Here is a 12,304-nt window from a genome sequence, read left to right on the forward strand (position 1 = left end):
CTTCTGGCAAGGTAATTTCAAATGTCGTTTCAGTATGATGTGATCGTTCTCGGTGCTGGTGCGTCGGGCCTCATGCTGGCCTCACATGCAGCAAAGCGTGGGCGCTCGGTACTGATTCTGGAAAAAGCCAATAAGATCGGTAAAAAGATTTTGATGTCTGGTGGGGGAAAATGTAATTTCACCAATCTTTATGTCGAGCCAGAACATTATATTTCACACAATCCACATTTCGTGATTTCAGCGCTGAGCCGTTATACCAACTGGGACTTTATTGGTTTAGTTTGCGACTATGGCATTGACTATGAAGAACGTAAACATGGGCAGCTTTTTACCCTCAAAGGGGCAAAAGAGATTTTGAACATGTTGTTATCCGAATGTGATAAGACAGGTGGCGTCACCATCAAAACCGAGAGTGAAGTCAAGGCCGTGACCAAACTCGATGATAGTCGTTTTCAAGTCAGCACTCCGCACGGTATGTACTATGCAGAATCGGTCGTGGTTGCATCTGGTGGTCTTTCCATTCCGACACTCGGCGGCTCAGGTTTTGGTTATGAACTTGCAAAGCAATTTGGCCATCGTGTTTATCCTACACGTGCAGGTTTAGTTCCATTTACATTTTCGGACCAGTTTAAGGAAGTCACCACACGTTTAAGTGGCAATGCACTAGATGCCACATTATCAAACCATAAAAATAGCTTTACCGAAGCACTGTTGTTTACCCATCGTGGCCTCAGTGGACCAAGTTCATTACAACTCTCCAACTACTGGGAATCAGGGGAAAATTTTCAGATTGATTTCTTTCCAAGTCATGACCTCATCGATTTCTTTAAAAAGAAAAAACAGCAACAGCCTAAAGTGCTACTACGTACTTTATTAAGCGAACTTGCAGCTAAGAGTATCGTTCTTGAATTACAGCAACTGATCTGGTCTCAACATGCCGATACTGCCATTGGTCAGCTCAGTGATGCCGTACTCGATGAAATTTGCCAACAGTTGCATGCATTCAATGTCAAACCTTCTGGAACAGAGGGATACCGAACCGCTGAGGTCACATTAGGTGGTGTAGATACCACGCAAATTTCGTCCAAAACCATGCAAAGTAAGCAAGTAGAAGGTTTATTTTTTGTCGGTGAAGTAATGGATGTGACAGGTCATCTGGGTGGCTACAATTTCCAATGGGCTTGGGCATCTGCATTTGCTGCTGCCCAATACGTTTAATACTTTTCCAATACATCGGGTTGTTGGGAGCTCGCTGATATCTCGGGTTTAGCTGTTGGATCTGATGGATTTGCCACTTTTGGCTTTTTAAAAATAAACTTGTAGGCACTGGCCAAGAAACCTACGGTAATACCCGCAATCACAATAGGCGCCAGAAAACGATTCGGTTGTTTTTCCATTATTTCACTCCTCTATGTTCTTTTTATAGATGACCAAAACATCGGCCACTCATGATAGAGTGGCCGATCTTGATTTAAAAATCAAAATTTATTTTGGTTGATCATCGGATTGTGGTGGAGAAATATCATCCCCTTCACCTTTTGAGCCATATGGATTATTCAATGGCTTGTTTTGAGGATCGACATCAAAACTTGTTGGCACGTCATGATCTGAACTTGAACTTACTGGTTTTGGCACCAAACTGGTGTCTACATCAGCAGTTTTAGCTACAGGGTTCGGTTGATTACCTTCCTTCTTGGCTTTATCAATCAGATCAGTCAATACACGCTCTGCTGGCTGACGTCCACCTAAACCAAAGGCCAAAGCAAACGCGACGGCTACTGCGCCTAAAGTTAAACCGAATGCAAGATTCACAATCGAGTCTGCAATACCCATGGCACGAAGGCCCATGGCAAGCACAAGACCCATGATCAGCACACGGACCAAATTGCCTAACCAACGCGAGCTATTGTATTCACCACGCTGTACCACATTCGCAACGACATTGGCTAGCCAGAAACCAATCACGAGAATGACCGCACCCAGCAAGATATTGGCACCAAAAGCAATAAAGATCGTAATCAGGTTACTAATCTGGTCAAACCCAAGACGGTTTGCTGCTTCGGAAATCGCAAATAGCATAGTAAAGAATACAATCAATACTGCAACCACTTGGGAAATTTTGGTAGTGCCTAAAAAGCGCTGTAAATCAAATTTTGCAGGTACATCATCAACACCAGTGCCAGACAAAATATCCTGCACCAGATTCGCGACGAAACGTGATACCACATAAGCAATGATCAGGATTAATCCTGCTGCAATGATATTTGGAATCGCATACATAATTTCATTCAGCATTGATGTTGCTGGCTGAGAAATTGTTTCGATACCCAGTGCTTCAAATGCCACAATCAATGCAGTGATGATGACTAGAGCAAATACAAATGAACCCAGTACACGTCCAATGTTGCTTTGTTTAAATAAGCCAATTTTTTGTGCTTGTTGCTGAAGGCCCACACTATTAACTAGCCCTTCTACAATACCTCGCACAATCTTTGCCAATATGTAACCAACAAAAATGATGACGCCCGCAATAAAGATATTTGGTAAATAACCGACTGCATCATTCACCATATTCTGAACTGGAATTAACAGACCGTTTAATCCCAAGATCGACAACACTATAGGCAGGAACAGTAAAAGAATTAACCAATAGATAATATCTGCGATATTTTCACTTAATGGACGTACGCCTACTTCTGAACTGAGCCTTTCATCAAGTTGAGTTCTGGCAAGTACATTACTTATTCCCGCTCGTACTAAACGTGCAATAATCCATCCCACCAGTCCCACAACGGCAGCAGCAATGATGTTGGGTACAAAAACCAGTACCTGAGTTACCATGGCACTAAATGGCCCACTCACGCTATAAATGTTTAAAACATTTAATGCAGCTATCAGCGCGATAACCAATACAAACCAGAAGACAAACTTGGATACAATCCTCTCAAAATCAGGCGTTTTTCCTGTAGCCGTAGACAAACGATGGTTTGTCCCAATCGCACTGAGTAATTTTTTAATCCCTGCAGCAATGACAAGAGCTAAAATCCAACCCACAATAAACACAGCAATCGCAGCGATAATGGGCTGAAAAATATCCCAGTAATACATCAGATCATAATGGGCACGAGATGACCCATTTCCTAAAAAATCATTCATATTGTTGATGTCCTCTTGTTATGTTTTTGACTTCACTCACAATAAAATCAAAATAGTTCTAGTCATAAAGAAAATATTTTTGTGATGTCTATCACCATATTTTGTGTTTATTTTTTATTCAATTCATAACATCTGAATTACAACAAAATCACTGTAAAACATTGCAAAAAAGGCACTTGCTTTACATATCAAGCGCCTCTTTTGATTGAGATCCGTCCTTTTCCTGGATTAAGATTTATTAGAATCAGGGGTCGAATTGTTTGGTGTCGCAGGTTGTGCACTTGGATTTGGATGATCAGCAGGTGCATCTGCCGCATCTGGTTTGTGGTCTGCCACCATATACGCGATCAAGGCAACCAAGAAAATCCCAACAAAAATAAGAATATAAACGGGAAGCTTACGTTTCTTTTCAGTTTCTTCTGGTGTCGATGTATGCGAAGATGGTTTGCTAAAATCATGTTTCATGGTTTTATCCTCGTTATTGTTTTCTCTACAACTCCATCATAACAAGCACTTATGTAGCATTGTGTGAAGAAGCATAGTAGCAACGTGTTCTTTGTTTCATCGTTGTATTAAAAAATAGGCTATACTATCTCACCCATTTTTTTGTTTAGGCGCTTATGTCGTACCGTCAGCAAAGTGTAACTCTTGATCTTGACACTGACGTCACACATCAATGTTCATTGCACCATACTCGTGATGAGCACATTATCGGGATTATCGAATTCACCAAGTCGAGTTACGCACTCAAATGGGGTGATCTGGAATATTTTCGCCGTCGTACTGAAGAATTCTCAGTGATGCCTTTCCCTGACTGTATCAATGCCATGATTATCGATATTCGTCAGGTAAACGCTTTTCTGGATAATGACGTTCCAATTTTGCCTTGGCGTCTTTTAGAAGAAGAATGTCCTGTGCGTCTGGTGGTGCCACAAGAACGTTTAGAACATTATATTGGCTTTTTTGAACCGACTTGGCTAACCACCGATCTGGACAATGCAATTTTTGAACTGCGTGAATTTATGGATATGTTCGTGCATTAAATTCTTGTTCAGACCAATGAATGAAAAATCCCAACTCAGCTGATGAAAAGTCTTTAACCTTTTTATGTGTGGATGATTAAATCATTTTTAAACTGGTTAACTCGCCCTTGTGCTGCTTGAGTCGCAGCTCATTACCAATAGTTTTCTACTGCGATATTGCCTTCACCACGTCGGTTCATACTTAGACCACGGCGTTTTAAGGCTTCTTTGGTATCTTCTACCATTTGTGGATTTCCACATAGCATCACATGACTACTGGCAGGGTTAAGCATATGGTTGGCAGCTTTTTCAAGTTCACCATTTTCAATTAAAACAGGTAAACGCTCATGCAATGCTGCATGTGGATCACGAGTAACGACAGGAATAAACTTAAAGTCGCGATGTCCTTCTCCAAAATTTGCTGCAATTTCCTGAATTTTTTCTACATAGGCCAGTTCGGCAGCACTTCGTACACTGTAAACCAGATAAATATGCTGGTAATTTTCCCAAGTAGAAAAATCTTGCAGCATGGAAATAAAGGGCGCCAGTCCAGTTCCTGTTGCCAGTAGCCATAAATCCTGAGGTAAAGGTAACTGATAACGCGCAAGCGTCAAGAAACCATAAGGAATCTTTTCCAGATACAATTCATCATCAATCTTGAGATGTTGTAAATTTGAAGTGAATGCACCATCGGGAACCACAATTGAAAAGAACTCTAGTGTTTCATCAAATGGCGATGAAACAATGGAATAGGCACGAACTACCAAATCATCTTTTACTTTTAAACCAATCCGTGCAAACTGCCCTGCGCTAAATTTAAAATGTGCAGGTCGGGTTAAGGTAAAGCTAAACAATGTTGGTGTCCAACGGTGTATAGACAACACTTTTTCTACGCTAAATTTTTCAATAGACATAATTTCAACGTGGCACGAAATGGTGTGCTCATGTTAGCATGACAGCTCAAATTATTAATACTTTTTAAAGGGTAAGGCTTCGTTCATGCGCATGACATTACGTCAGTTGGCTGTTTTTGTGGCAGTCGCTCAAGAAGGTACTGTAACAAAAGCAAGCGATGCTGTTCGCCTCACACAAAGTGCAGCGAGTATGGCTTTGGCTGATCTTGAGGATGGGCTTGGAGCACCTTTATTTGATCGTTTAGGGAAGCGTTTACAGCTCAATGATCTTGGTCGTTTTCTATTACCTCAAGCCTTGGAAATATTAGGCCGCTGTGAAGCCTTTGAACAGGCAGCCAAAGGTGAATTACAAAGTATTGATTTACGCCTAGGTGCAACTTTAACGATCAGTGACTATCTGATTCCAGACCTGATGGCAGATTTTCTTCAAATTCATCCACAAGCACATTTACAGCTTCAAGTGGGTAATACCCGCCAAATGATTGAAGCAGTGAATCAGTTTCAGCTAGATCTGGCACTCATTGAAGGCTCTTGTCATTTGCCTCAATTACAATGTATTCACTGGCGTAATGATGAACTTGCTGTATGTTGTGCGCCTGATCATCCACTCGCAAAACTTGGCCGCCCCCTCACGGCGCAAGATTTCTTAAATGTTGAATGGATTTTGCGTGAAGAAGGCTCTGGGACACGTGAAGTGTTTGACAATGCTATTTTGCAGGATGTACCTGATGCCAATATTCGTTTGACTTTGGGGCATAATGAAGCGATTTTAAAAATTGTTGCTGGGGGACTCGGTATGTCCTGTATTTCCAGACTAGCGATCGAACCTTTAATTGAAAAAGGTCAATTGGTGATTTTAGAAACTCCTTTTTGGGAACTTACCCGCCCTTTACATCTATTAGTCCATCGTCAAAAATATCAGGGACCTGGTTTAAAGGCCTTTATGAACTTCTGTGAAAATCGAGTGAATTAATTTTTTACGCGATTTCATTAATCTGAATAAAAAACTCTTTCAATTGAAAGAGTTTTTTATTTATTCCTTCATTTAGAAATCAAATGTTACACCCAGTTTATAGGTTCGTGCCTCGCCAATAACGGCATAGTTGTTATTAAATACACCTGACCAATATTGTTTGTTATTCACATTATCAATGTTGGCTCTAAATGTAGTATCAACGCCGCCCAATTTGACTTTATATTTTGCACCCAAGTCCAGAATTGTATAATCAGGTAACTCTAAAGTATTGGTGTTATTTAAATATTGTTTACTCACATAGGTGATACCCACATTTGTACTCAACCCATCTACATAAGCAATCGCATAATCCAGCATTAAACCTGCGGTAAAATCTGGAATGCCGTACACTGTTTTATCAACTAATGCTGGCGTACCAGATTTTGCATATTTAGCATCGATGTAAGCCATATTTGCCATTAAATTAAGATGGTCTGTGACATTACCTGATGTTGATAATTCAATGCCACGAGAACGCGTTTGTGCATCGTCTTTTACTGCCGATGTCGTCGTATCTAAATAAATCTCAGGTTTTTCAATTTGAAAAAGTGCAACCGTACTTAACCATGACCCTACTTGGTATTTAGTGCCCAGCTCATATTGTTTGGTTTGAAATGGTGTAAATGTTTCGCCCTTATTGATTGCTGTTGGATAAGTAATATCCGACACGGTTACGCCTTCTGATAAACCTTCTACATAGCTGACATAAAACGATAAATTATCACTAAACGGTTTAATAACCAGGCCTAAGCTTGGAGAAACCTTATCGCTCGAATAATTTGAGTTTTTATATAAATTTTTCGTGTGAATATCTTGATAACGTGCTCCTAAAATGAGTTGCAATTTATCATCCAGCATAGAAAGTTGATCAGTCAGCGTATAACTCACATAAGTATTATCTGCATAAGGTACAATATTTGGATAGCTGGTTGGCATTGTTCCATCATGACTAGGATAATACAAATTTGTAGTAAACGTTGAGCTGGTTGCAGCAGCATGTTGACTATACTTTCGATTTAAGTAATCGACACGTAACCCGACTGTGTGTTTGATCGCGCCTGTTTCAAATTTACTTTCAAATCCAGTATTCGCTGCAAAATTATTTTCTTTTGAGCCTACACGGTAATATTGGGAAGAAGAAGCTCCTGTGTTTGTATCATTAACAATCAGTCGAGTTCCAAACAAATGTCCTGAATATTCTTTTTGTGCATAACCTAAACCTGCATACATTTTCACGTCTGGAGTAAACTTATATTCTCCTGACAAGCCTGTGTATTTACTATTTTGTTGTCCTTTAATATTTGAAAAATAATTGGTATCTCCTGATGGAGCACTGCTTAATGTATATGGCGTAGTACACGCTGTGGCTTTAGATAATGTGGCACAAGGAACGAAGCCAACCATGGCAGGTGAACCATTTTTACGCTCGTCGCGTACCGCATAGGCATCCAAATTAATTTTCAATTTGTCTGTCGTATAGTCAAGGGCGATAACACCTGTTGAATTTTTATCTTGCATACCATCAATGATATGCTCACCTTGTCCATAAGAACCGCTAACACGCGCGCCAATCTGTTTATTTTGTCCTAAACGACGCGACACATCAAATCCTGACTTATAGTAACCACCATCCTCATACATTGCAGAAACTTGAGTGAGATCTTTTGTGGCTCGCTTGGTTTGTGCCATGACCACCCCACCGACACTACCTGCTGGCGCCATCCCAGCGACCAATGCATTCGGACCTTCTAATAAGGTGACGTGATCTAGAATATCAGTGGGTATACGTCCAGATGGCGACATACCATATAGGCCATTGATATTGTAGTCTTCAAAACCTACTGTAAAACCTCTTATCTGAAGATTCTCATTTAAATGTCCTGCATTGGTCGTTTCACGAATACTCGGATCAGCTCTTAATACTTCTGATACTGTAGATGCCTGTTGATCCCGAATCATGACATCTGAATAGCTCACAAGTGAAAATGGCGTATCAAGCACAGATTTTTCACCAAGACTTCCCAACGCTGCTTGTTTATTCAATCTATCTGCTGCATAGCTTTGCACTTGCTGCTCAGCACTCACTGTAATTGTAGGTAATACCAGATTATTTTCAGCGAAGGCAAATACAGGTAAGGCCATTAAAGATAAAAATAAAATATTCTTGTTCATATCATCCCCCATAGATGGAGGGATTCTAGCAAACACATTAATAAATGAGAATAATTATTATTATAAATAATATTAGTATTTATTATTACTAAAGTATCAAGAGATCTTTATAAAAATATTTAACAATCAAGAAATGAAAAAACAAAAGCCACAATATTGTGGCTTTTGTTTTTATTTTTAGGAATTAATCTTTTTGGACACTACCAAAAATTTTGTCACCAGCATCGCCAAGTCCAGGCACAATATAACCATGCTCATTTAGACCATCATCAATAGATGCCGTATAAATCTCGACTTCTGGATGCTTAGCCTGCACTTTCTTTACACCTTCTGGTGCAGCCACCAACACCATCACACGGATGTCTTTACAACCACTGGCTTTCAGTACATCAATTGCCGCAATCAATGAGCTACCCGTTGCCAACATCGGATCAATGATCATGGCAATACGATTCGCAACATCAGGCACCAGCTTTTTGTAATAGGTACGTGCTTCAAGCGTTTCTTCATCACGCTCCAATCCCAACACACTTACTTTCGCACTTGGTATAAGATTGAGTACGCCTTCAAGCATTCCAATACCTGCACGCAAGATTGGTACAATGGTAATTTTTTTGCCTGCAATGCGTTGTGTCTTTACCTTACCCACCCAGCCATCAATTTCATGATCAACCAGTTGTAAATCCTTGGTCGCTTCATAGGTCAATAGCATGGTTACTTCCTGAGCCAACTCACGGAAATTTTTGGTACTAATCTCCGCACGACGTAATAAACCAAGTTTATGACGAATTAAAGGATGACGAATTTCTTGAATGGGCACGAGAGACACCTAACACAACGATAAACTTTGGTTATTATAATTGTTTTTGAACATGAAATAAAAAAAGCCTCCAAAAATGGAGGCTCTTTTTGTTAAAAACCAAACATTACTGATGATTTGCTAACACAAAATGTAATGGAGAAAGAATTTCACCTTCAAGTGCAAGCTTGATAATCGGATCTGGATAGATACCAATAATCAAGACCAATGCAGCCGCAGCAAGTACCATGATACCGCCCACTTTTTGTCCCCAATGCTTATCTGCATCGATACGTGGGACATCTGGTGGGGTCATATACATCACAATCATGACGCGCAAATAATAGTACAAACCAATACCACTACCCACCACAATCATTGCAGCCAAGAACCAGTGTTGAGTGGTTACGGCAGCCATTACCACGAGGAATTTACCAATAAATCCAGCAGTTAATGGAATACCTGCAAGAGATAGCATCATCACCGTTAAGGTCGCGGTTAAAACTGGACGACGCCAAAATAGACCACGATAATCTGCAAGACTTTCTGCTTCATCCACGTTGTTGTAAGGACTCGACATCAGCGCTACAGCACCAAATGCACCAATTGTAGTGAGTACATAAGTGATCACATATACGGTTACGCTACCTAAACTTGCATAAGTCATGCTCACTAAAGCAATGAGTAAGTAACCAAAATGGGCAATCGATGAGTAAGCAAGTACACGCTTTAAATTCACCTGACGAACAGCAAGCAAGTTACCAATCACAATCGACAATACCGCAAGAATGGTAATAATTGTCACGATTGAATCGATCAGGATTGCCCCAGAAGTCAGCATAAAGCGTACAAACAAACCAATCGTTGCAACTTTCGCTGCGGTCGCAAGGAATGTGACTAAAGGTGCCGGTGCGCCTGCATAAACATCTGGTGTCCACTTATGAAATGGTGCAAGTGACAGTTTGAAAGCAACTGCAAAAATGATCAGGCCAAGACCTAAAATGACCATTGGTTGCTGAATCGCTTCAAATAGTGCCTGTACAGAATCATAAAATGCTAAAGAACCTGTATATGCATAAATGTATGCCATACCCATCAATAGCATTGCAGACGCTGTAGCAGATAAAACCAGATATTTGATTCCAGCTTCTAAAGAACGACTACGTTGATAGGTATAAGCCAGCAAACCATAGACAGGAATCGACATCAGCTCAAGGCTAATGAAGAACGATGCATAATGCGCGCTAGAAACCATCAACATGGCACCTGATACCGAAACCAGTAGCAATAGATAGAGTTCTTCACGATTTTCTTGATATGAATCGATATAAGCATGCGACAAGGTACAACATGCCAATGATGCAACCAAAATAAGAAGCTGGTAGAGCAATGTGAATGGATCAACCATAAACATACCCATAACATTTGATGGTACAAACTGACCACCAAACATTGTGAGAAGAATATAAGCCGCCGCAAGGTTTAAGCCGATGACCGAAGCTGTTGCAATCAGATTGTGGTTTCGTTTAATCGAAATCAGGATCATTACCACGACTGCGGTTAAAGCCACAATCATGACAGGTGCTAACGGCATAAGCTGAGAAAAAGACATTGTGAAGTTCATGGCTTATTGGATCTCCACATCGCTAAGCTGAGCTACTGCTTGTTGAGTAACATCAACAATTTGACTGACAGGAGCATAACCATTGGTTAACCATTGCATTGATGAATGAGAAATATCGAGGAAAGTTTGAGGATAGATTCCTAACCAAACCAGACCAATTAAACAGATCATCAAAATTCCTACTTCACGAGTAGAAAGATCTTTCAGTGGTTGTTTGTAATGCTGAGCCTGCTCTGGATTTGGTTCGCCAAATAATGCACGATGGATCAAGATCAAACCGTACAATCCTGCAAATACCAAACTTACAGCCGCAATAATTGTGAATGTTGGATACTTGTTGAAAGATCCCATCAAAATCAGGAATTCACCAATAAAGTTACCTAAACCAGGAATACCCACAAGTGCTGCAACAAAGAACATTAAGAAAAATGGCAAGTAGCGGAACTGACCACGAATACCGCCCATCAAACGTAGATCACGTGTATGCAAACGCTCGTAAATCTGACCGCACATAATAAATAGCGCAGCAGAAGACAAACCGTGTGCCAGCATCATGATCATCAGACCTTGATACGTCAAAATATTACCTGCATAAATTGCAAGTAGTACAAAGCCCATGTGTGAAATAGAGGTATAAGCAAGCAAACGTTTCATGTCTGTTTGCTGGTAAGCACACCAAGCACCGTAGAAAATACCAATCAAACCAAAAATGATTGCGATATCTGCAAATTGTGCAGACGCCGCTGGAAAGAATGGAATCACAAAACGAAGCAGACCATAGGCAGCCGTTTTGATCAAGATCCCTGCCAAGTCCACAGAACCTGCTGTTGGTGCTTGTGCATGTGCATCTGGTAACCAGCCGTGTAAAGGAAACACAGGAAGTTTTACGGCAAAACCAATAAAGAAGCACAGCATAAAGGCATAAGCAACACCTGCTGGCAAGTTGTTTGCAACTGCAAGCAAGTAGTTATAATCGAAGCCGATCATACCTGTCATCATGTAGCCATAAACTACAAGACCAAGAATACCGATCAACATGATCAAACCAGCAATCTGGGTATAAAGGAAAAATTTAGTCGCTGCATATACACGCGAACGGCCATTCGATCCTTTGTGTCCCCACAGTGCAATCAAGAAATAGATTGGAACCAGCATCATCTCCCAGAAGAAGAAGAAGAGGAACATATCAATTGCAAGGAATACACCAATCACCCCACCCAATGACCACAACAGGTTAAGGTGGAAAAAACCAACATTTTTTTGAATTTCGCCCCATGAACAGCCGACTGCCAATACACCAAGTAATGCAGTTAATCCAACCATCATAAGAGAAAGACCATCTACAGCCAGATGGATATTAATTCCAAGTGTTTTAATCCAAGGAATATAAAATTCTGAAGACCACGTTGGAACTTTTGCCCCTAGCTCGTACTGATAAGTACCATGCTGCCAAAGTGCCAAAGTTAAGCCCAAGGTAATTAGCATACCAATCAGGGCAATCCAGCGTGGAAGTTGCTGGTCAAGTTTATCAATGATCCAGCAAAGAAAACCTGCAATGAAGGGAACGAGTATCAGCGCGGGTAAAATTAAATTGTTTTCCAT

Annotated in this window: 11 protein-coding genes; 3 read left to right on the plus strand and 8 right to left on the minus strand. The window is 40.6% G+C overall.

The window, feature by feature from the left end; all coding sequences use genetic code 11:
* Window positions 1-21: 21 nt before the first annotated feature.
* Window positions 22-1,218 carry a BaiN/RdsA family NAD(P)/FAD-dependent oxidoreductase gene (locus F952_RS03870; protein ID WP_004922474.1) on the plus strand — a complete coding sequence of 399 codons (1,197 nt, stop codon included), beginning with the start codon at window positions 22-24 and terminating at the stop codon, window positions 1,216-1,218.
* Here F952_RS03870 and F952_RS03875 read toward each other — a convergent pair.
* The 3 genes from F952_RS03875 to F952_RS03885 form a co-directional block, all read right to left on the minus strand.
* Window positions 1,215-1,397 (minus strand): hypothetical protein, encoded by a 183-nt coding sequence (locus F952_RS03875; RefSeq protein ID WP_004922477.1) that lies wholly within the window; start codon window positions 1,395-1,397, stop codon window positions 1,215-1,217. The two genes, F952_RS03870 and F952_RS03875, sit on opposite strands and share 4 nt — an antisense overlap.
* 88 nt (window positions 1,398-1,485) lie before the next feature.
* Complete coding sequence (locus F952_RS03880; protein ID WP_004922478.1) at window positions 1,486-3,156, minus strand: mechanosensitive ion channel; 1,671 nt, start codon at window positions 3,154-3,156, stop codon at window positions 1,486-1,488.
* A 228-nt stretch (window positions 3,157-3,384) separates the two neighbouring features.
* Window positions 3,385-3,621 carry a flagellar basal body-associated FliL family protein gene (locus F952_RS03885; RefSeq protein ID WP_004922481.1) on the minus strand — a complete coding sequence of 79 codons (237 nt, stop codon included), beginning with the start codon at window positions 3,619-3,621 and terminating at the stop codon, window positions 3,385-3,387.
* A 155-nt stretch (window positions 3,622-3,776) separates the two neighbouring features.
* Here F952_RS03885 and F952_RS03890 point away from each other — a divergent pair, with 155 nt between their 5' ends.
* Window positions 3,777-4,199 (plus strand): hypothetical protein, encoded by a 423-nt coding sequence (locus tag F952_RS03890; protein WP_004922483.1) that lies wholly within the window; start codon window positions 3,777-3,779, stop codon window positions 4,197-4,199.
* A 131-nt stretch (window positions 4,200-4,330) separates the two neighbouring features.
* Here the strand turns inward: F952_RS03890 and F952_RS03895 are convergent, their stop codons facing one another.
* Window positions 4,331-5,092 (minus strand): ferredoxin--NADP reductase, encoded by a 762-nt coding sequence (locus F952_RS03895; RefSeq protein ID WP_004922485.1) that lies wholly within the window; start codon window positions 5,090-5,092, stop codon window positions 4,331-4,333.
* 85 nt (window positions 5,093-5,177) lie between these two features.
* On the opposite strand from F952_RS03895, the gene gigC reads away from it, so the two are divergent.
* The gene (gene gigC, locus F952_RS03900) at window positions 5,178-6,065 is read left to right on the plus strand and encodes a LysR family transcriptional regulator GigC (protein ID WP_004922487.1); all 888 of its coding nucleotides are present in this window, start codon (window positions 5,178-5,180) and stop codon (window positions 6,063-6,065) included.
* Between the two features lie 72 nt (window positions 6,066-6,137).
* Here the strand turns inward: gigC and F952_RS03905 are convergent, their stop codons facing one another.
* From F952_RS03905 to nuoM, 4 genes are all read right to left on the minus strand, one after another.
* A complete protein-coding gene (locus F952_RS03905; protein ID WP_004922489.1) occupies window positions 6,138-8,279 on the minus strand; it encodes a TonB-dependent receptor in 2,142 nt (713 codons plus the stop codon).
* A gap of 184 nt (window positions 8,280-8,463) precedes the next feature.
* Entirely contained in the window at window positions 8,464-9,099 is a 636-nt protein-coding gene (gene upp, locus F952_RS03910) for a uracil phosphoribosyltransferase (protein ID WP_004922492.1), read from the minus strand.
* Between the two features lie 106 nt (window positions 9,100-9,205).
* Window positions 9,206-10,702, minus strand: a complete 1,497-nt coding sequence (gene nuoN, locus F952_RS03915) for an NADH-quinone oxidoreductase subunit NuoN (protein ID WP_004922494.1) — start codon at window positions 10,700-10,702, stop codon at window positions 9,206-9,208.
* A gap of 3 nt (window positions 10,703-10,705) precedes the next feature.
* On the minus strand, window positions 10,706-12,304 hold the full coding sequence (gene nuoM, locus F952_RS03920; protein ID WP_004922497.1) for an NADH-quinone oxidoreductase subunit M: 1,599 nt from the start codon (window positions 12,302-12,304) through the stop codon (window positions 10,706-10,708).

The sequence above is a fragment of the Acinetobacter baylyi DSM 14961 = CIP 107474 genome, from assembly GCF_000368685.1.
GTDB classification, from domain to species: domain Bacteria; phylum Pseudomonadota; class Gammaproteobacteria; order Pseudomonadales; family Moraxellaceae; genus Acinetobacter; species Acinetobacter baylyi.